The following is a 20,585-nucleotide window of genomic DNA, read 5'->3' on the forward strand; positions in this document are numbered from 1 at the left end:
TTGCACTGCGACCAAGGCGCACAGCCTGCCTGATTTCGAATTGGTCGCAGGGACAATTTCGCGTTTGTGTGAAACTTTGATACACATCAAAGAACCGCGCGGTGATTTCCACCATTAGTGCAGTTCACTATAGGCCCAAGGAGGCGTAAATGAGCGCGTCAGACACACCACCAAAACTCTATGCGGCCCATGAGCCAATTTTTCCACGCCGCGTTTCGGGTGTCTTTCGGAACCTGAAGTGGTGGATTATGGCGGTTACGCTTGGGATTTACTATTTGCTCCCTTGGGTGCGTTGGGACCGCGGAGCGAGTCTTTCTGACCAAGCCGTGCTGATTGATTTGGCCCATCGCCGCTTCTTTTTCTTCTGGATCGAAATCTGGCCGCATGAGTTTTATTTCATCGCGGGTCTGTTGATTATGGCCGGGCTTGGGTTGTTTTTGTTTACGTCCGCGCTGGGCCGTGTCTGGTGTGGATATGCTTGTCCCCAAACGGTTTGGACGGATTTGTTCATTCTGGTGGAACGTTGGATTGACGGTGACCGAAACGCCCGTGTGCGCCTCTGGAATGCTAAGTGGGATGCGCGCAAGGTACGTCTTCGGTTGACGAAATGGGCCGTTTGGCTCCTCATCGCGGTCGCGACAGGGGGCGCTTGGGTCTTCTACTTCACGGATGCACCCACGTTGGCCGTGAATTTATTGCATGGCACCGCGCATCCGATTGCCTATACAACAATCGCTATCCTGACGCTCACGACCTTCGTTTTTGGCGGATTTATGCGTGAACAGATTTGCATTTATATGTGCCCATGGCCACGTATTCAGGCAGCGATGACCGACGAAGACACGCTCATGGTGGCTTATCGTCACTGGCGCGGCGAACCTCGTGGCAAATTGCAAAAAGCTGCGCTCGAACCGGACGTTGATGTGGCGCCGCAGGGCGACTGTATCGACTGTATGGCCTGCGTGAATGTGTGCCCCGTTGGCATCGATATTCGCGACGGACAACAGCTTGAATGTATCACCTGTGCGTTGTGCATTGATGCCTGCGACGAGGTTATGGACCGGATCGGCAAGCCGCGTGGGTTGATCGATTATATGGCCCTCACGGATGAAATCGCAGAAATGGCGGGCAAACCGCCGCGTTCGCTCTGGAAGCATATCCTGCGTCCGCGCACGATCCTTTATTCCGTGCTTTGGTCGCTGGTTGGGTTCGGCCTTATGTTTGCGCTCTTTATTCGCAGTGATATCGATTTCGTGATCTCGCCCGTGCGCAATCCGACGTATGTAACGCTTTCGGACGGTTCTATTCGCAACACATACGAAGTAAGGTTGCGCAATAAACTTGGCGATGAGCGCGGCTTTCAGGTGTCTATCACCTCCGACGCCGACTTAACTGTGCAAGTTGACGATCGCGAAAATAATGTGGTCATGGTGAACCCCGACGAGACCTTCATGCAGCGGGTTCACATCGTCGCCCCATCCGGCTCGGCCGCCGCAAAAACCGATAGCACGCCGGTAAGGATTTGGATTGAAGATACCGAAACACTCGATCGCGCCTACAAGGACACGATTTTTAATGGGAACGGAAAATGAGCAGTAAACCAATCACAGGTCGGCAAGTCTTTTTCTTTGTCTCAGGGGCGTTTGCAATTGTTATCGGGGTGAATCTCACGATGGCCTATTATGCGGTGAGTACCTTCCCGGGGCTTGAGGTGAAAAACTCCTATGTGGCCAGCCAACAGTTCAACGACAAACTCAAGACGCAACTTGCACTTGGATGGACCGTTGTACCGACGTACGCCGATGGCGTTTTGGAGATTGCCATAACGGACGAAGCGGGCACACCCGTTGAGGCACAACAGATCTCGGGCATCTTAGGACGTGCGACCCATGATCGCGCGGATACTCTGCCCAGTTTCACCTATGCCAACGGTGTTTTTAGCACGCCTGCTGAGCTTGATGTCGGCAACTGGAATTTCCGCATGCAGGCCGTTTCTGTGGATGGAACACCGTTTGAACAACGTGTCGTCATCCATGTGAAAACGAAGTAATGAGCTCTATGGCTGCCTGTCCTGCATGTGCGGCGGCGCCAGCGGCCGAAGCTCTTGCTGCGCGGGTTCAGGCCGCGACAGGCCAGCATGAACCAATTATGCTCTCGCTTCCGACGGTCCATTGCGCCGCTTGTATTTCGGCTGTTGAGCGGGGACTTTTGGCAACCAAAGGCGTGACAAATGCGCGGGTCAACCTGACGCTCAAACGTGTGCGAGTTGAAGCTGAGCCGGAGGTTGATGCCGAGGCGTTGATTTCTGTCTTGGACGGAATCGGCTTTGAAGCGCATGAGCTAGATGCCGATACCATTGCCGCGACGCAAACCGACACGGCGGGCCGCGCACTTTTGATGCGCCTCGCGGTTGCGTTTTTTGCGTCGATGAATGTGATGCTCTTGTCGGTTGCCGTTTGGTCGGGGGCCGAGGGGCCCACGCGCGATATGTTCCACTGGATTTCCGCGGCCATTGCGTTTCCTGCGGTTGGTTTCGCGGCACAGCCTTTCTTTGCGAGTGCCTTTTCGGCGCTGTCAAAGGGGCGGATGAATATGGATGTGCCGATTGCCCTCGCTATTGCGCTGGCGCTAGGCACATCCCTGTATGAGACGATGCATTCGGGGGAATACGCCTATTTTGACGCGGCCCTCACGCTAACCTGCTTCCTACTCGCGGGACGTTACCTTGACCACCGCACACGTGCGGTGGCGCGCTCGGCGGCCGAAGAGCTTGCCGCGCTGGAGGTCCCTCGCGCGATCCGCTTGAGCGATGGAAGCACCGGGGGGCCGACAGAGGAGGTGGTGCCGTTGGCAGCCCTAGCCGTCGGGGATCATGTTTTGGTGCGCCCAGGATCGCGGATGCCGGTGGACGGGGTGATCCTAACGGGCGAAAGCGAGATTGATCGCTCGCTTCTGACGGGGGAAACTTTGCCGATATTTGCCGCCCCCGGGTATCAGATTAGTGCGGGCGAAGTGAACCTCACAGGGCCGTTAGTCATTCGGGCCACGGCCATTGGCCGCGATAGTTCGCTCCATCAAATGGCCGACCTTGTGGCCATCGCCGAAAGTGGTCGTAGTCGCTATACATCCCTCGCCGATCAGGCGGCCAAGCTCTATGCGCCTGGTGTGCATATCCTTGCATTGGCCTCTTTTATCGGCTGGTATTTCTTTACACGCGACATGCGCCAAGCGATCAATGTGGCTGCTGCCGTTTTGATTATCACATGCCCCTGCGCCCTTGGACTCGCGGTCCCTGCGGTCACAACGGCAGCCTCGGGGCGGCTTTTTAAGCGCGGAATGCTCATCAAGCACGAGACCGCCCTAGAACGCCTCGCTCAAGTGGATTGCGTTGTCTTTGACAAAACAGGCACGCTAACGACAGGCACCCCGATTTTGGCGAGCACTGAACACTCGGAGTTGGATTTGGAGATTGCCGGCGCCCTCGCGAAGGGATCAAGCCATCCCCTCGCACGGGCCTTGGCGCAGATGGGAGCGGGATCGGATGTTCCAAACGCGCAGCTTGTCATAGATATTGTCGAAAAGCCGGGTTATGGGCTTGAGGGGATGTGGAACGACTTGCCGGTTCGTCTTGGGCGCGGCGATTGGCTCGGGGCTGATACGTCGGGGGCCACTGGCCCATCTACTTACCTCAAAGTTGGCGCTTCTGCCGCAGTGTCGTTTGGTTTCGAAGATACCCTTCGAATGGGTGCTGAAGAAGCTGTGCGGGAGCTTTTATCGAGGGGAATCGAAGTTCATCTTCTGTCGGGGGACACCGAAGCCTCTGTGCGCACGCTCGCGCAAACGCTGAACATTCCGACCTATAGTGCAGGGGTGCTGCCTGCGCAAAAAGCGGATTACGTGAACGCACTGTCCGAATCCCATCACGTTTTGATGGTCGGAGATGGCCTCAATGACACGGCCGCGCTTGCCGCCGCTCATGTGTCGATGTCGCCCGCGACCGCCCTTGATGCCGCGCGTGTTGCGTCGGATGTTGTGCTGCTGGGGAATGATCTTTCCGTGCTTCCTGACGCGCTTAAAACAGCCCAAAACGCGACCAAACGCATTCGCGAAAACTTCCGCATTGCGACACTGTATAATGTGATCGCCGTGCCGATCGCCGTTGCAGGATTGGCGACCCCCCTTGCTGCAGCCCTCGCCATGTCGGCAAGTTCGATTACCGTATCCCTCAACGCATTGCGCCTAAGGTAAAACATGCAGATTATCGCCTACCTCATCCCGATTTCGCTTGGCCTTGGAGCCTTGGGTCTGGGTGCGTTTTTTTGGGCGCTGCGGCGGGGGCAATTTGAAGACCCTAAAGGTGACAGCGCACGGATATTAAGCGACGATTGGGACGATGAACCTCGCCCCTAAGATGCCGGTGTAATGACTTCACAGGGGGTGCTACGGGCGGATAAGCGGCGGCAGGCGAGTTCTGCGGCATCCTTAGACATTCCCGTGAAATTTGCTTTGAAACCTTGGCTGGAACTCTGCGCCTTACGCACGGTGCCATCTAAAGTCGCCATTTCGCGGAGTGCAGTCTTGAGCAACGCACGCTCCGCTTGGTAGCGGGTATTGAATGTCCCAACCGTGACACCCCAGTATCGGTCTGTGGAATTTGAAACACGTGTCACCACGATGGGAGTTTCTTGCGCGATGTGGACTTCTGGCGTTACTGCGGCCAAAACGATGGTCTCGGAAGGCGTGTCAAAAGCTTCTGGTCGCGCTTGCGGTGCACGCGAAACTTCATCAAACTTTACGTCTTGTGCCTCACGTAACGCATCTTCAATCGTGTCTTGGAGAGAGGCCGCAATTGCATCCATTGGCACTTGCTCGGTCATGACAACCGTCGGACGCGGTATGGGGCGTAGGCTTGTGTTTACGGCGGTCACTATGCGGATTGTTTTGGAACCAGTGTTTGTTGCTGCGGCCATGGCGGCACCACTGCCGTCATTGCCAACATATGCTGGGCGTTTTGGCTTACGTATAGAGGCTGTCTTGGGGGCGCGTCGAAAGCCTAGGTCCATGAGTTCCGCAACTTTTGCGTTGCGAGATGCCGTGGAGCGCCCGCCGAAAACAGTGGTAATAATGCGAACGTTACCACGTTCAGCAGAGGCGACCAAATTGAAACCGGCCGCGTTCGTGTACCCCGTTTTGATTCCGTCGGCCCCTTTGTAGGCTTTCAAAAAGCGGCGGTTTGTATGGTTGACGGTTGCAACACCCGCATCCGCCGAAATACGCGAAAATAGGTTGTAATATGCTGGATAGTCGTAAAAGACGTGCCGCCCAAGCTTGGACATATCGCTGGCTGTCGAAAGATGTCCAGATTCGGTGAGGCCATGTGCGTTTTTAAAGGTTGTTTTGGTCATCCCCATGGCTTTTGCTGTGCGGTTCATCCTGCGGGCAAAGGCGGCTTCACTTCCTGAAATGGCTTCGCCAAGGGCCGTTGCGGCATCGTTGGCTGATTTGACCGCCGCGGCTCGAATCAGATATCTAAGTTCAATACGTTGCCCTGATTTTAAGCCGAGCTTTGATGGCTGTTCACTTGCCGCTTTCTTTGAGATCAAAACTTTGGTGTCGAGGGAAATTTCGCCGTTCTCTACCGCCTCAAACACCACGTATAGGGTCATCATTTTTGTCAAAGAAGCGGGATGTAGTCGCGTATCAGCATTGCTGGAATGCAGGACTTCACCCGTTCGCGCATCCATCACATATGCGGCATAAGGGGCTGCACGCGCCATGGTCGCACCAAACATGGTGGCGCAAATAAACGCGATCAGAATCGATCTATATTGGACGTACCGCCCTAGACGTGTTTTCACGTCGCCCGCCTTTTTATAACTGCCTCGTGCCGTCGATTTTCCGACTGACATTGTTTTGTTACAGGAACGTTAGCACAGCCGATTCATTCAGAAAACACCCAATTTTGGGAAAAAGTCGTTAAGTTTGAAAGTGTTGCATTCAATATTTTGTACCTACGTCGGCGACTTCCTCTACATGTAGGAGTTGGTACGTCTGGTTAGGAATTGTTGAACGCGCTCAATGCAGCGCCAAGATGTGACAAGTCGGGGATTTCAGCCAGTCGCTCACTGGCCACGGGCATGGTGGCGTGCTCTAATTCCCAAGTCATTCCGTGCGGTACATACACGGCACGCGCCCCTGTGGCGAGGACGGGTATAATATCGGACTTTAGGGAGTTTCCGACCATCAACACTTCATTTGGATTAAGATTGTGTCGCGCGAAAACACCACGGTAAGAGGTTTCATTTTTGTCTGATAGAACTTCCACTCCATCAAAAAACTCTCCCAAACCGGATTGGGCCAATTTACGTTCCTGATCCAGAAGGTCTCCTTTGGTAATCAGAAGAATTTTGTGATCCGGCGCCAGCATCTCGAGTGTGGATTCGACATGGGGCAACAAGTGAATGGGGTGCTTAAGCATGTCCTGACCAGCGTCTAACAATTCTTGAATAACAGTTGCTGAAACCCGCGCGTCGGTCACTTCAATGGCGGTTTCAATCATCGAAAGGATAAACCCTTTCACCCCAAATCCATAATGGCCAAGATTGCGGCGTTCCGCTGCAAGAAGGCGCTCTGCGAGGTGATCCGCCTGTGTGAAATCTTGCAACAATACGGCGAATTTGTCTTGAGTTAGGCGAAAAAAGGCCTCGTTTTGCCAAAGCGTGTCATCCGCATCAAACCCAATTGTTGATATTTTTCGCATAAATCTCTCCACCTAACCCTTCGCCCCCCCTTACATAAGCTCCAACGAACTTATATGTTCCTGTCACAAAAGAAGTGGATACTTGTGTGACGTCAATCGAAAATACCTCCCCCGCTAGGATGTCTGACAAAGATGATCCGCCAGACAACGAAGCGGGTGTTATCACAAAAACCGTCACCAAGACGGCGAAGCCTCCTATGTATAAGGTGTTGATCCTTAACGATGACTATACGCCCATGGAGTTCGTAATTTTTGTATTGGAGCGGTTTTTTGGCGTGTCGCATCAACAGGCGTTTGATCTGATGCTGACGGTCCATAAAAAGGGCATTGCCGTTGTCGGTGTTTTCTCGCATGAAGTGGCGGAAACAAAAGTGTCTCAGGTCATGGATGCCGCACGTCAAAAGCAACACCCGTTGCAGTGCACGATGGAAAAGGAATAGGGCCGCGGCCCGAATTATGCAAAATCTTCGCCTCTCTCTTGCGCTTTCTGGTGCCGCTCTTACCCTTCCCGAAGACGGTAGAATTCTTGTTCTCAACGCGGGCCCCGACAGTGATCTTTCCGCGCTGCCCCGTGAACGTGTTATTGCGGTCCAAGGGTTTAAACCCGATTTTGATGCGCTTGCAAACGCGGGCTTCACAGTCCTAACAGAAGCAGAGGGCACATTCTCGATGGCGGTTGTTTTCTTGCCGCGCGCGAAAGCCGAGGCACGAGACGCAATTGCTATGGCAAATGCGTTTTGTCCGGATGGGATTGTTGTGGTTGATGGCCAGAAAACCGACGGCATCGACGGCATGTTTAAAGCGTGTCGCCAAAGGGCCGATTGCTCTGCTGCTATCTCAAAATCGCATGGAAAAATCTTCTGGTTCCCAGCAGGAACTAGTTTTGAAGATTGGGCTGCCCCAAAAGAGGCGCAACTTGCCGCTCCAGGGTTTGTGACGCGCCCGGGTGTATTCTCGGCGGATGGCATTGATCCTGGGTCCGCGATTTTGGCCGCAGCACTTCCGCCGAAACTCGGTGAAGTCGTGGGTGATTTCGGAGCCGGTTGGGGCTGGCTAACGGGTGAAATCCTCAAGCGCGAAACTGTAAAAACCGTGCATCTGGTTGAAGCGGATTTTGCCGCAATTACGTGTGCACGTGAGAATATTACCGACCCCCGCGCGGAATTTCATTGGGCGGACGTGACGCGCTATAAGGCGTTGCCCGCATTTGACTCGATTGTGATGAACCCCCCGTTTCATACCTCGCGGGTCGGCGACCCCAATATCGGGAAGGCGTTCCTATCGGCGGCTGGCCGCTTCTTAAAGCCGCGTGGTGATCTCTGGGTCGTCGCGAACCGGCATTTGCCCTATGAAGCACATTTAAAAGAGGTCTTTCGTGTTGTGACTGAAGTTTCTGGGGACAATAAATTTAAAGTGTTCCACGCAACGCAACCGGTACAAAAAACTCGCGCGCCTTCGTGATCTAAACTTCCGTTTGGCGATAAAAATGAGGTTAGGGAATGTCTTTTTCGATATCAGGCAAGACGGCGATCATCACTGGGGCAGCAAACGGGGTCGGATTGGCAATCGGGCGCCATTTCGTGGCAAAAGGCGCCAATGTCATGTTTGCAGACATGGACGAAAAACGCCTGCAAAATGAACTAGATGGCCCCCTTGATGACGGTCCCGTGCGTTACTTCGCAGGGGATTTGCGCAAACGCCTCACAATTGCCAACCTTCTTTCCGCGACGATATCCGCCTTTGATCGCGTCGATATCCTTGTGAATTGCAGCCGGCAAGTTGTTGTCTCCGATCCGCTCAACCCTCTCTCGGATGGGGTGAGCAAGCTGCTTGATCAGAACCTGATGACGCCTTTGCGGGTAAGCCAAGCGGTCGCCAAACGGATGATCAAACAGGCCGAGGACGACGGCCAAAGCGAGGGATGCATCGGGTCGATTGTGAACCTATCGTCCATTGCGGCACAACGCTCCAACCCCAATTTAATGGCGCTTTCTGTGAGCACAGCAGCCTTGGATCAAATGACCCGATCCTTTGCCGTTGCAATGGCCCCGAGCCGTATTCGCGTGAACTCGGTGGCTTTTGGGAGCGTAATGAGCGCGAGTTTGAAGCATGCCCTCAAAGAGGATGCGAGTTTACGCGAAAACATCACGCGCCATACGCCTCTGGGGCGGATCGCAAGTGCAAGTGAAGTTGCCGAGTCCGTGCAGTTTTTAGCCAGTGATGCGAGTGGCTTTATGACCGGTCAGATCGTGACAATCGATGGTGGACGTACGTTGCTCGACCCCGTCGCGGCGCTCGCTCACTAGAAAGACTTAAAATGACAGATAAGATGGACACCCAGAAGGCTCAAGCTTCGAACTGGTTTGGGACGTTGCGAAACGAGATTTGTGCCGCTTTTGAAGCGCTCGAAGATAGCCAAACTGAAGGGCCCACTTCGCCGTTTCCCGCAGGTCGGTTTGAGTTGCGCGAGACTTCACGCACGTCCGCAGATGGCAGTGATGCGGGTGGTGGACTGATGAGTGTGATGCGCGGTGGCCGCGTATTTGAAAAAGTGGGTGTCAATATTTCAACGGTTTACGGCGAGCTTGGCGAGGGTGCCCAAAGGGCGATGGCCGCGCGTAAGGGGCTTGCTGGAATGGCAGATGACCCACGGTTTTGGGCCTCTGGAATAAGCCTTGTTGCGCATATGCAAAACCCACACGCGCCAGCCGTTCATATGAATACCCGCATGTTCTGGACGCCACACGGCTGGTGGTTTGGCGGCGGTTCCGACCTCAACCCTTGCCTTGAATACGAACAGGACACGGCCGATTTTCACGCGGTGCAAAAAACACATTGCGATCGCCACGACGCGCAATACTACCCGAAATTCAAAGAGTGGGCTGACGAGTATTTCTATATTCCACACCGCAAGCGCGCGCGTGGCGTGGGTGGCATTTTCCTTGATGATCACAACACGGGTGACTGGGCCGTTGATTTTGCCTTCATTCAGGATGTTGGACGCGCATTCCTAGCGGCTTTCCTTCCGATCACCGAACGGCGTCGCAATACGCCATGGTCGGAAGCCGACAAAGACGCGCAGCTCGTACATCGCGGCCTCTATGCGGAATATAATTTAGTTTATGATCGCGGAACGAAATTCGGCCTCGAGAGTGGTCATGATCCCGAGGCCGTGTTGATGAGTCTTCCACCGCTGGCGAAATGGATTTAGCCGCGTAGGGCTTTGAGCATAACGTCCACATTTGCGGGGTCCGCATCGGGCGTGATGCCATGACCGAGGTTGAAGATATGGGGCCCGTTGGACAGGGCTTCCTTGATCCGCTTAGTTTCTGAAATCAAGCGATCCCCGCCTTCAACCATGAGTTTTGGATCAAGGTTGCCTTGAACGCACCCATCTTTTTGCAATTCTTTCGCGGCCCAAGCAAGGTCAACTTTGGTGTCGATTGCAAGGCAGTCCGCGCCCGTCGCTTTGGCGAATCCCACGTAGGCGTCGCCCGCTTCCCGTGGGAAGGCAATGACGGGGATGTGTGGAAAGCGTGCCTTGAGTTGCGAAATAATGCGTTTGGTTGGTGCGAGGGCGAAATCATTGAAGTCGGCCCCTTTGAGCGAACCGGCCCAGCTGTCGAACAGTTTGACGACTTCGGCGCCCGCTTCGATTTGGGCCGAAAGGTAGGAAATCGTGCCTTCAGTGATGAGGTCGATCAGGTTTTGAAAAGTCTCACGATCGGTAGATTTTAGCGCGTGTGCGGGGCCTTGATCGGGGGTGCCGCGCCCTGCGATCATATAGGTCGCGACGGTCCAAGGGGCTCCGGCGAAACCAATGAGGGCGGTCTCTTTGGGAAGTTCGGATTTGAGGATTTTCAACGTTTCATAGATTGGGTTGAGCGTCTCGTGAATGCCATCAATACCGGTCAACTTATTGAAGTCGCTTGCGGATGTGACCGTTGAAAGGCGCGGTCCTTCGCCCGTAACGAACCAAACATCTGCGCCTAAGGCTTGCGGCAATAACAGGATATCAGCAAAAACGATGGCGGCATCAAAGCCATAGCGACGGATGGGCTGTAGGGTAACTTCCGCGGCTAGTTCTGGATTGTAACAGAGCGACAAAAAGTCTCCTGCTTGAGCGCGAGTGGCGCGATATTCAGGCAAATATCGCCCCGCCTGACGCATCATCCAAACGGGGGGCACATCGAGTGTTTCACCCGCTAATGCGCGCAATAGTTTTTTCTGTTCAGCCATTTCGTGCCCCTATAGATTTTCACGCAACACTTTTCGTGTCGTGGCCGCGTTGTCAAGGTAGAGAGGCCAACTGACGCATTGTCAGGCGCATTTGCCGCGCGTAAACACGGGGCATGAAAACAACTTTACCCACTCCCGACGCACCGCTGAATATCGGCACCCGTGGCTCTCCGCTTGCACTTGCTCAAGCCTATGAAACGCGGGCGCGTTTGATGGCAGCATTTGATTTGCCTGAGGCGGCATTTAATATTGTGGCCATCAAAACCACCGGCGACCGTGTGCAGGATCGCGCTTTGCGGGAAATTGGCGGTAAGGGCCTGTTTACCAAGGAAATTGAAGAGGCCTTGCTCGACAAATCCATCGATATTGCAGTGCATTCCATGAAGGACATGCCCGTGGAGCAGCCCGAAGGGTTGGTTCTTTCGACATATTTACCGCGTGAAGATGTGCGTGACGCGTTTATTTCGCCGACGGTCGCGCGATTGGCCGATTTGCCCCTTGGCGCGGTCGTGGGGACATCGAGTATGCGCCGACATGCACAACTCAAAAAAGTACGGCCTGATTTGGACGTAATCGAATTCCGTGGCAATGTGCAAACGCGGCTGAAAAAGCTTTCCGAAGGGGTGGCCTCCTGTACGTTTTTGGCGATGGCGGGTCTTAATCGGCTGGGTATGACACATGTTGTCGCGAGCGCGATTGAGGTGTCCGAGATGCTTCCGGCCGTGGCGCAAGGTGCGATCGGCATTGAGCAAAGGGCCGACGACGCGCGGTCAAGCGAGATGCTCGCAGCCATTCACGACATCCCGACCGGCCAGCGCTTGGCCGCCGAGCGTGCATTTTTGGCGGCACTCGATGGATCCTGCGAGACTCCGATTGCGGGATTGGCGGAAATCTCCGGTGATACGTTGCGTCTAAGGGGCGAAATTATCCGCCCAGACGGAAGCGAGAGCCTCGCAGATGAAATTTCTGGCCCCATTTCAACCGGTGCCGAAATGGGTTTGACGCTCGCGAACCGTTTACGCGCCCGCGCGCCAGAAGATTTTTTTGACTGGATGCACTAGGGCAAAATTTTCCCAGGGTTCATAATCCCGAGGGGGTCCAGCGCAGATTTAATCGCCCGCATGGTCGTAAGGGCCGTCGCGTCTTTCTTGCGCGCCATTGACCCGAGCTTTGAAACGCCGATCCCATGTTCAGCAGAAAAACTGCCGCGCAAGTCAGAAACCACATCTTCGAGGATTTCAATAATGCGTTCTTCTAGTTCGGGTGACGCAGAGCTTGGCCAAATTGTAGGATGGACGTTTCCGTCGCCGAGATGACTGACATAAAGGGTCGTCGCTGTGGGATCGATGAGCGCTAGTCGGTTTTCAAATTCCAAAATAAAAACTTCGACTTTGTCCAGCGGAACGGAAATATCGCAGTTCACAAACGGCTTTTTGTGAAACGCGAGGTCGGCTGCTTGTTCGCGACGGTGCCACATTTCTATGCGCTGTGTTTCATTCTGTGCAACCGTGGCATCAAGAATTTCGCCAGTCTCAATCATCTTAGCTAGCGCAGTTTCCAGCAGGTCCACAATCGGGATTTCGCCGATTTCATTTGGCACTGTGTCGCGTGGTGCGGTCGCGCCGATTTCGACCAAAATGTTAACGGGGTGGATTTTCTCGAACGGTGCGCGCGCGTTGGGGAAAAGTTTGGCGTGGAGTTCCATATAGCTTGCCGGCATAAATTCAAACGCTTCAACCGCGCCACCAGTGGATATTTGCAGCTTGTTGAGCAAGTCCAACGCGGGAGAAAGGGATGCGAGTGCGACCATTGCTGTGCCATATGCCGCTGGTTTTGGCACGAGTTTCAAAACTGCGGCAGTGATGATTCCAAGCGTCCCTTCGGCTCCAATAAAGAGATCGCGCAAATCATAACCGGCGTTGTCCTTATGAAGCTCTCTCATCAGGTCCATGATTTCACCGGACGGAAGCACCACTTCTAGCCCCAAACACAGCGCACGTGTATTTCCATAGCGCAGTACGTTTGAGCCGCCAGCATTGGTGGCCAAATTTCCGCCAATCATTGCTGACCCACGCGCGCCAAATGTGAGGGGGAAGCTTAAACCGAATTCTGCGGCTGCTGTATGAAGGTTTGAGAGAATGACACCCGCTTCGACAATGGCGATGCGCGCTTCTGGTCGTATTTCGCGTATTGTATTAAGCCGACCAAGAGAGAGTAAGATGGCTCCATCGGCCATAGTTGCGCCAGTAAGTCCGGTGTTTCCACCGATTGGAACGATCGAGATGCGATTCGCAGCTGCCAGTTTGACGATTTCACTGACTTGCTGAGTGTCTAGGGGCCGGACAACAGCGAGCGGATTAGACGTGTATTTTCCCGTCCAATCTGTTGAATAAGCTAAGACGTCTGCTCCTGTCAGAACGTGCTTTTCGCCAAGTAGATTAGAAAGTTCCGCAATAATGTTCATTAAAATTCCCAATTTTGAATGTGATTGTCTCGCAAAATGGCAGGAAGTGCCAGTGAACAATTCGGTATGGAAAGCTTTCCGACGACTGGCATTTTTTTTGAAACACCTGCATAGTCGTTTGATTCAGAAAGTTGTGTCTGTGGGGGAATTCGAGAGTGCCAGAAGTTAAGACGACACGAGTGGCAGATGCCTATTTGCGTTTGAAAGAAGAGATTCTTTCAAACCGGATGCCCTCAGGGTTTCAGGCGCCAGAGCCGGAAATTGCTACGCTCTTGGGGATGAGTCGGACGCCTGTACGCGAAGCCCTGATTAAGCTGGAAGCTGAGGGGTTGGTTGAGTTGATTCCTCGAAGAGGCGCGCGCGTGTTACCTGTTTCGCTAGAAGACATGGCCGAAATTTACGAGATACTTACTGCCCTTGAGCCTGAAGCTGCGGCAGCTTTGGCGCGCCGACGTCCGAGTAAGGAAGAATTAAGTGGCATGGAGCAGGCCACATTGGAGATGGAAAAAGCTTTGACGGCAAATGATCTGGATGCATGGGCCGATGCCGATGATCGCTTCCATCGGTTGCTCCTAGAATTGCACGGGAACAAGCGGTTATTGGCGATGGTTTCGGTTTTGTTCGATCAGGCGCACCGTGCCCGAATGGTGACATTGCGCATGCGAGCGATTCCAGAGGATTCCACGCGCGTTCATCGGGAAATACTGGAAGGGATTGCCGCTGGAGATGAGGCGGGGGTTGCAGAACTCTTTCGCGAGCATCGCAAACGCGCGTCCTCCGAGTTATTGGAAATTCTTAAAAAGTTTCGCCTATCTGTCCTTTAGGCGTGCCAAACATTTTTGACAAAATTGTAAGAAATTTATGGGTTTATCGCTGAGTTTAGGGCGGCTTTCGACGCGTTTAGGATGGCGGGGAGGAAAGGTAGTTCGTTGATGAAACCGTCATTTTGCCCGGCTTTTCCCATCGACTCGAGATTTGCGAGGGTTGTCTGCAGGCGCTGTGCCCCAAAAGTGGACGCAGAGCCAGCTAGACGGTGAACTTGGGGTATCGAGTTTTGGACACGAAGCGGGTCGTTTATGCGAGTGAGCTCGGCGATTGTGGTTTCTGCTTCAACGACAAACCTTTTGAACAGATCGTCAACACGAGTTTGCCCAAGTATTTCGAGGAGTTGCAAGAGGATGTCTTGGTTGACAAGAGCAACGTTGCCGGCTCGGGTTTCGGTGTCACCTTTTACCTTTCTGTGTGGCTCCAAAATCTGTGCAACAGACTTCGCCAAAATCTCGCGAAGTTTGTCGCGGACGACAGGTTTGGCAAGGCAATAGTCCATTCCGGCGGCTTGAAAACGTTTAATATCGTCAGGGAGTGCATGGGCCGTGAGGGCAATAATCGGGACACCGGAATAGTCGGAATTAGACTCTCGAATACGCTCGGTTGCAGAGACACCGTCCAAACGTGGCATGGATATATCCATGAGGACCACGTCAAAAGCGCATTCGATTGCATACTGCGCGCCCTCTTCTCCGTCCTGAGCTTCCGTCACTATATGCCCATCTGCTTCTAGCATTTCGCGTGCTACAAATCGATTTATTTGGTTGTCTTCCACCAATAGTATTTTCAAAGGCTTTTGGAGCAAAATGGGTGGCGAGTCTTCTGCCGCAACTTTTGGCAAATGTACTCCTTGCTCAGGCGCATCCATATGTCTTGCGAACGGAACTCTAAACCAGAACAGACTGCCTTCTCCCTCTTCGCTTTCCACCCCTATTTCTCCGCCCATTGCTTCCACAAGACGCTTCGCAATCGGGAGGCCAAGTCCTGTACCCTCGGCTTCGCGGTCAAAATTGGGGTCGAGCGTCACAAAATCAGTAAAGATTTCGCCAATGCTTTTCTCTGCAATCCCCAATCCCGTGTCTGCTACGCGAAACTCAATTGTTCCAAGGTCGTTTTCGAGGTCTTCGGCTTCAATTAAAATGCTCCCTCGAGATGTGAATTTGTTGGCATTGCTGACGAGGTTCAGAAGTATTTGCCGTACCGCTCCCGGATCACCAACCACGGTTCCCAACTCGAATTCTGAGGTCCCGATTGAGAGATTATTTCCCCGCGAGCTTGCCAGAGAACGCTGACCGTCGCAAACCTCGGTTAAGATGCCGAACAGGTTGAATGGCCGTTTTTCAGATTTTGCATGCCCAGCCTCAATCTTGGAGATATCCAGAACATCGTTCACGTGCTCAAGCAGATGGTTGCCTGATTTCACGGCAATTGTCAGGTACTGGATTTGTTTGGTCGTCAGCGAGGTTCGGGCTAGGAGATCCAAGGTCCCGAGAAGGCCATTTAGGGGCGTGCGCATTTCATGGCTCATAACTGCGAGAAAACGGGATTTAGCTTTTTCCCCTTCGAGAGCTTTGTCACGAGCCTGCATGAGTTCGTTCTCTGCGGCTAATTGAGCCGAGATATCGCGCAAATATGCAATGAAAAGGCGTCCGTCCGGGGAATGCGTCGTTCCGATGGAAAGTTCAACGGGAAATGTTTTTCCATTTTTGCGACGCGCAACAAGTTGAACACGTCCTTCTCCAAATAGGCGATCATCGCCCGTTGCCAAATAGCGACGTATCGAGCGCATGGACGGCTCTACCCGATCTTCGGGGAAAAAAAGATCAATCATATTCCCCCCTAACGCCTGTGCCTTGGTGTGGCCAAATAAGTTCTCAGCAGACTTGTTGAAATCTAATACAATTCCGTGTTCGTTAACGACTAAAATAGCATCGAGGGATGCCGCAGTCGTTGATGTAAGGAGGGCGCTCAGTTCCAAAATTACCTTTCTATTTCGAGCATTTGTTCTTATTCTGAGCGATAGTATGGTTGTGAGTGTTGCGATGAGGGCGGCCATAGCTGCTGCTAAGTAGGTCAGGTTTTGGGATATTTTTGCGGCCGCACTCAATTTATTTTCCAACTCATTATCAAAAAAACGCAGCGTCTCCAAACCCATAAGGCGAATTTCTACTGACATCCGTTGCGCGGTGGATTCAATTTGTTCCGCACGGTCAAAAATCGTCTCCGGCGTGGACAGGGGTATGAATTTAATTTCCTCAATAGTCTTCAAATAGCGTGAAAGCGCGGCCCGAACTTCTGGAATACTGCGAAGTGCCTTAAACTTTGGACCTGTGTTTAAATCGTTAAACTGGTGAACCATCTTTTCGTAGCCATTGCGCAAATCGTTGATGGGAACCTGTGTCATGTCTTCCGACTTTGAGACTATTTCCGCGCTTTTCCCAAGGAGGATGGCTGTATCTCCGAGTGAAGAAAGGACCTCAACCGCACCGCCTATTTCGGATGAGTTCGCATTGAGGGTAGTCTCAAAACGCGTTGTCATTAAGACATATACTGCTCCCAAACAGACGAGTATGAGACTCCAGACCCCAATTGGCACGATAACGGCCTGTGCATTCGTTCGAGACAGTCGGGATTGGGACATCGGATACTGTATCCTTCTGAAATTGTGCAAACAGTTGTGGTTAGAAACCTTTGGCGTCCGTGTTCAAGATCCATTTCTATGCAGCCAAGCTTTAAGAAAAGTGAATAATTATCTAAGCTTTTTCTAAAATTTTCAGAAGTTTTGGAAGGATATTAGCTAAGGCGAAAGGATAGTCTGATAGCACCTAATGCACAGGGCGCTATACCATTGCAGGGGTGCCCACCCCCCCGGGGGAGTATGTTAGAGTTCTGTTAAGGTCGGGGCTTCAACATAGGAGATAGCAATGGCGGCATTTGGAAACGTGGTACCATTCAATCGGGAGCCAGCGCCGTCAGAGCAGATAAACGTTGGACCGTCCTTGAGGGGTGATACATTGAAGTTCTTGGTGGCAGACGATCATGACTTGGTACGCGAAGCGATTGGTTCTTTCATAGAAACCGAGGGCGCCGTGGACGTTTTTCTAGCGGCTGATCTTTACGAGGCACTAAAAGCCATCGACGAGCAAGGTGCCTTTGATCTCGTGTTGCTGGATTACAATATGCCAGGAATGAATGGTCTTGAGGGGCTCGGTAAAGCGATTGCTCAAAACGGAGGGAAGCCTGTAGCTATCCTTTCAGGATCGGCATCGCGCAGCACGGCCGAGGAGGCCATAAGGGCAGGTGCCGCTGGGTTTGTGCCCAAAACATTGGGGTCTAAGTCGATGGTGATGGCCGCTAAATTTATGGCGCAAGGAGAAATATTTGCCCCCTTTAATTTCATGCAGAAAATGGGCCAGCCAGAGGACGTTAAAACGGGGCTGACACAGCGTGAGCAACAAGTTTTGCGTGGAATCGCGGAAGGTAAATCCAATAAAGAAATCGCCCGCGACTACGACCTTCAGGAAGTGACTGTCAAACTGCATGTCAAAACCCTAAGCCGCAAGCTTGACGCGCGCAATCGGACGCATGCCGCGATGATCGCTCGTGACCGCGAGTTGATTTAGCCTAAACGGAAACTGATTTAACAAGTTCAGCTTTTTTAAGCTCGGCTTTTGTGCCGGCAAGCGATACCGAACCGCGTGTCAGTACACAAAATGCATCGGCGAGGTCGTAGGCAAAGCTAAAATACTGCTCAACCAGAATGATTGCCATATCTCCTTGATCGCGCAAATACTCAATGACGCGGCCAATTTGTTGAATGATGTTCGGTTGAATGCCCTCTGTGGGTTCATCCAACAGAAGCAATTTGGGCTTGGTGATGAGGGCTCGGCCAATCGCAAGTTGCTGCTGCTGGCCGCCAGAAAGATCGCCGCCACGCCGCGCCTCCATTTCCTTCAAAACGGGAAAAAGTTCGAAGATTTGATCGGGCACCATGTGTTCCGATTTGGGTAGGCAGGCAAAACCCGTTTCCAAATTCTCCCGTACTGTCATCAACGGAAAGACATCGCGCCCCTGTGGCACATATCCAACCCCTTTGAGCGCCAAGGCGTGCGCTGGTGGTTTTTCCAGCGCTTCGCCATTTAAGGTATAACTTCCATCCGTGCGATGATGGGTGCCTGAAATGGCTTTCAGAAGGCTCGTTTTGCCCACGCCATTCGTTCCCATAACACAGGTCACCTGACCGCTTTCTGCTGTCAAATCGATGCCGTTCAATATTTGAGAACCGGAATAGTGCAGGGTCAACCCTTTGATTTCCAACATATCTATCGTCCTAAATATACGTCGATGACGTCTTGGTTTGAGGTCACGTGATCGAGACTACCTTCTGCAAGGACTGAGCCTTCATGAAGGACGGTCACTTTGCAATTAAGGCGGCGAACAAACTCCATGTCATGTTCAACGACCACAACCGCGCGGGTTTTTGCGGCTTCGACGAGGATATCGGTTGTTTGTTCGCGTTCGGCCAATGTCATGCCTGCGGCGGGTTCGTCGACGAGAAGCAAACGCGGTTCCTGCGCCAGTAGCATGCCAATTTCGAGCCACTGTTTTTGTCCATGCGACAGTTCGCCTGAGTGGCGCTCAAGTTGCTCCGAAAGGCCGATTTGCGCCGCGAGGGCACGTACTTTTTCGGCATCTTGTTCTGACTTTTTATAGAACAAAACGAAAAACGGTGAACGGTTCTTCTTGAGGGCCAGAAGCAGGTTATCAAAAACGCTTTGGTCTTCAAATACGGTGGGGCGCTGGAATTTTCGACCCACACCCGCTTGGGCAATTTTGGCTTCGGACATGCGCAAAAGCGACAGGGATTTCTCGCCAAACAGGACCCGCCCTTCGTCTGGACGTGTTTTGCCAGTTACGATGTCCATAAACGTTGTTTTTCCCGCTCCGTTTGGCCCAATGACTGCCCGTAATTCCGCATCAGCGATTTGAAAGCTCAGATTGTTAATGGCCTTGAAGCCGTCAAAGGATACTGAAACGCCGGATACTTCTAAAAGTGTGCTCATTCTTTGGCCTCCTGTTCCCGAAGAGAGCCCGCATCAGGGCCGAGATCTGCACCGTGGCGATTTGGCGCCAGTCGACCAGAGAAGTAGTCAAACAAGCCCCCTAGTCCACTTGGCGCGTAAAGTGTGACCAATACAAACGAGAGGCCAAGAAGGACGAGCCACCAGTCAACCCATTGAACTGTATAGAAACCAAGGGGGATATCGGGGGCTTGGCCGCCTGTGAACCATGTGGAGAGAAGCGACACGAGGGCCGCGCCGAGAACCGCTCCATAGAGGCGTCCGCGTCCGCCGATTGCAACCCAAACTGCGAGGTAGATTGAGGCGATGGGCGCCATTTCTCCGGGATTGATGATCCCTGCCTGTGGGTAGTACAGCGCGCCAGCAATCGCAGCGATGATCGCCGTCAGCGTGAATATAAAGAGTTTGTAGCTTTCGACCGAATAGCCGAGGAACCGAACGCGAGCTTCATCGTCGCGAATGCCGCGAATGACGCTGCCGAACTTTCCAGAAACAACCCATGCAGAAAGGATATAGCCAAGCCCAAGCGCAAGGGCGGACGCCCAGAAAAACCAAAGTGAAATTGCCGATTGTGGCACGGCGTCTAGGCCGGGAAGGTTCTGCAATCCGGAAAGACCATTGTTGCCGCGCAAGCCGCTTTCGTTTTGAAAGAGGTACAGCGAGAGCGCGAGGGTCATGGCTTGGGTCAGGATGGAGAGGTAAACCCCTGTGACGCGACTGCGAAAGGCAAGCCAGCCAAAGATTGCAGCAAGGAGGCCCGGCACCAAAATCACGAGCGCTAATTGGATCGTCAGACTGTCGGCAAAACTCCAGATGAGGGGAATATCTGAGCCCCCCACAACGCCGAATATTTGGTTGCCGATGGCGTCGGACACTTCTTGAACGGTGGGCGGAATGCTGGCGTCCGAGAGGGAGCTTGCGAGGATGAGTTCGGTCCGAGCATACATCAGCCACATGCCGATCATATAGCCGCCAATCCCGAAAAATGCGAAATGCCCAAGGGACAAAATCCCGCAATACCCCCAAACAAGGTCCATCGCGAGGGCGATCAAGCAGAGGCAGAGCGTTTTGCCTAAGGTCTTAATGAAGCTTGTAGAAATAATGCCCACACCAAAGCCTTCAGAGAGAACTGAGACCACGAGTGTCAGGAGCGCGAGGCAGGCTATGAATATGAGGACGGACGGGTTGCGCGCAAAAAAGGTGTTTTTCATGG

General features: G+C 53.0%; 19 protein-coding genes. 11 read left to right on the forward strand and 8 right to left on the reverse strand.

Annotated features, from left to right (window positions below; genetic code table 11):
- Positions 1–149: 149 nt before the first annotated feature.
- Genes ccoG through ccoS form a run of 4 tightly spaced genes read left to right on the forward strand, consistent with a single transcriptional unit; the run spans position 150 to position 4,410 of the window.
- On the forward strand, positions 150–1,592 hold the full coding sequence (gene ccoG / locus AB9F27_RS05905; protein ID WP_335583710.1) for a cytochrome c oxidase accessory protein CcoG: 1,443 nt from the start codon (positions 150–152) through the stop codon (positions 1,590–1,592).
- On the forward strand, positions 1,589–2,050 hold the full coding sequence (locus AB9F27_RS05910; RefSeq protein ID WP_039001897.1) for a FixH family protein: 462 nt from the start codon (positions 1,589–1,591) through the stop codon (positions 2,048–2,050). Before ccoG ends, AB9F27_RS05910 begins: the two co-directional genes overlap by 4 nt.
- Positions 2,050–4,248, forward strand: coding sequence for a heavy metal translocating P-type ATPase (locus tag AB9F27_RS05915; protein ID WP_335583709.1), 2,199 nt, complete (start codon positions 2,050–2,052; stop codon positions 4,246–4,248). Before AB9F27_RS05910 ends, AB9F27_RS05915 begins: the two co-directional genes overlap by 1 nt.
- Before the next feature lie 3 nt (positions 4,249–4,251).
- Entirely contained in the window at positions 4,252–4,410 is a 159-nt protein-coding gene (gene ccoS, locus AB9F27_RS05920) for a cbb3-type cytochrome oxidase assembly protein CcoS (protein WP_039001899.1), read from the forward strand.
- Here ccoS and AB9F27_RS05925 read toward each other — a convergent pair.
- Together AB9F27_RS05925 and AB9F27_RS05930 are read right to left on the reverse strand one after the other, a co-directional pair.
- Entirely contained in the window at positions 4,407–5,792 is a 1,386-nt protein-coding gene (locus AB9F27_RS05925; RefSeq protein WP_039002014.1) for a D-alanyl-D-alanine carboxypeptidase family protein, read from the reverse strand. The genes ccoS and AB9F27_RS05925 overlap by 4 nt on opposite strands.
- A 263-nt stretch (positions 5,793–6,055) precedes the next feature.
- Positions 6,056–6,760, reverse strand: coding sequence for an HAD family hydrolase (locus AB9F27_RS05930; RefSeq protein WP_335583708.1), 705 nt, complete (start codon positions 6,758–6,760; stop codon positions 6,056–6,058).
- A gap of 119 nt (positions 6,761–6,879) precedes the next feature.
- Here AB9F27_RS05930 and clpS point away from each other — a divergent pair, with 119 nt between their 5' ends.
- From clpS to hemF, 4 genes are read left to right on the forward strand one after another with little or no spacing between them, the layout of a single operon-like run.
- Positions 6,880–7,200, forward strand: a complete 321-nt coding sequence (gene clpS / locus AB9F27_RS05935; RefSeq protein WP_039001901.1) for an ATP-dependent Clp protease adapter ClpS — start codon at positions 6,880–6,882, stop codon at positions 7,198–7,200.
- Positions 7,201–7,216: 16 nt separating this feature from the next.
- Positions 7,217–8,221 carry a methyltransferase gene (locus tag AB9F27_RS05940; RefSeq protein WP_335583707.1) on the forward strand — a complete coding sequence of 335 codons (1,005 nt, stop codon included), beginning with the start codon at positions 7,217–7,219 and terminating at the stop codon, positions 8,219–8,221.
- A 38-nt stretch (positions 8,222–8,259) separates the two neighbouring features.
- Complete coding sequence (locus AB9F27_RS05945) at positions 8,260–9,066, forward strand: SDR family oxidoreductase (protein WP_335583706.1); 807 nt, start codon at positions 8,260–8,262, stop codon at positions 9,064–9,066.
- Between the two features lie 11 nt (positions 9,067–9,077).
- On the forward strand, positions 9,078–9,971 hold the full coding sequence (gene hemF, locus AB9F27_RS05950; RefSeq protein ID WP_335583705.1) for an oxygen-dependent coproporphyrinogen oxidase: 894 nt from the start codon (positions 9,078–9,080) through the stop codon (positions 9,969–9,971).
- Here the strand turns inward: hemF and hemE are convergent.
- Positions 9,968–10,999 carry a uroporphyrinogen decarboxylase gene (gene hemE, locus AB9F27_RS05955; protein ID WP_335583704.1) on the reverse strand — a complete coding sequence of 344 codons (1,032 nt, stop codon included), beginning with the start codon at positions 10,997–10,999 and terminating at the stop codon, positions 9,968–9,970. The genes hemF and hemE overlap by 4 nt on opposite strands.
- A gap of 113 nt (positions 11,000–11,112) precedes the next feature.
- On the opposite strand from hemE, the gene hemC reads away from it, so the two are divergent.
- The gene (gene hemC, locus AB9F27_RS05960; protein WP_369757602.1) at positions 11,113–12,060 is read left to right on the forward strand and encodes a hydroxymethylbilane synthase; all 948 of its coding nucleotides are present in this window, start codon (positions 11,113–11,115) and stop codon (positions 12,058–12,060) included.
- Here hemC and AB9F27_RS05965 read toward each other — a convergent pair.
- On the reverse strand, positions 12,057–13,463 hold the full coding sequence (locus AB9F27_RS05965; RefSeq protein ID WP_369757603.1) for an FAD-binding oxidoreductase: 1,407 nt from the start codon (positions 13,461–13,463) through the stop codon (positions 12,057–12,059). The genes hemC and AB9F27_RS05965 overlap by 4 nt on opposite strands.
- A gap of 155 nt (positions 13,464–13,618) precedes the next feature.
- Here AB9F27_RS05965 and AB9F27_RS05970 point away from each other — a divergent pair, with 155 nt between their 5' ends.
- A complete protein-coding gene (locus AB9F27_RS05970; RefSeq protein ID WP_335583701.1) occupies positions 13,619–14,287 on the forward strand; it encodes a GntR family transcriptional regulator in 669 nt (222 codons plus the stop codon).
- Between the two features lie 35 nt (positions 14,288–14,322).
- Here AB9F27_RS05970 and AB9F27_RS05975 read toward each other — a convergent pair whose 3' ends face one another.
- Complete coding sequence (locus AB9F27_RS05975) at positions 14,323–16,830, reverse strand: ATP-binding protein (protein ID WP_335583700.1); 2,508 nt, start codon at positions 16,828–16,830, stop codon at positions 14,323–14,325.
- Between the two features lie 385 nt (positions 16,831–17,215).
- On the opposite strand from AB9F27_RS05975, the gene AB9F27_RS05980 reads away from it, so the two are divergent.
- On the forward strand, positions 17,216–17,914 hold the full coding sequence (locus AB9F27_RS05980) for a response regulator (RefSeq protein WP_369754757.1): 699 nt from the start codon (positions 17,216–17,218) through the stop codon (positions 17,912–17,914).
- A 1-nt stretch (position 17,915) separates the two neighbouring features.
- Here AB9F27_RS05980 and urtE read toward each other — a convergent pair whose 3' ends face one another.
- From urtE to urtC, 3 genes are read right to left on the reverse strand one after another with little or no spacing between them, the layout of a single operon-like run.
- Complete coding sequence (urtE, locus tag AB9F27_RS05985) at positions 17,916–18,611, reverse strand: urea ABC transporter ATP-binding subunit UrtE (protein WP_335583699.1); 696 nt, start codon at positions 18,609–18,611, stop codon at positions 17,916–17,918.
- A 2-nt stretch (positions 18,612–18,613) separates the two neighbouring features.
- A complete protein-coding gene (urtD, locus tag AB9F27_RS05990; RefSeq protein WP_335583698.1) occupies positions 18,614–19,354 on the reverse strand; it encodes an urea ABC transporter ATP-binding protein UrtD in 741 nt (246 codons plus the stop codon).
- On the reverse strand, positions 19,351–20,583 hold the full coding sequence (gene urtC, locus AB9F27_RS05995) for an urea ABC transporter permease subunit UrtC (protein ID WP_335583697.1): 1,233 nt from the start codon (positions 20,581–20,583) through the stop codon (positions 19,351–19,353). The genes urtD and urtC overlap by 4 nt, the downstream gene beginning before the upstream one ends.
- Positions 20,584–20,585: the final 2 nt, after the last annotated feature.

Origin of the sequence: Falsihalocynthiibacter sp. CO-5D18, from assembly GCF_041205445.1 — a bacterium.
Classification (GTDB): Bacteria; Pseudomonadota; Alphaproteobacteria; order Rhodobacterales; family Rhodobacteraceae; genus Falsihalocynthiibacter; species Falsihalocynthiibacter arcticus.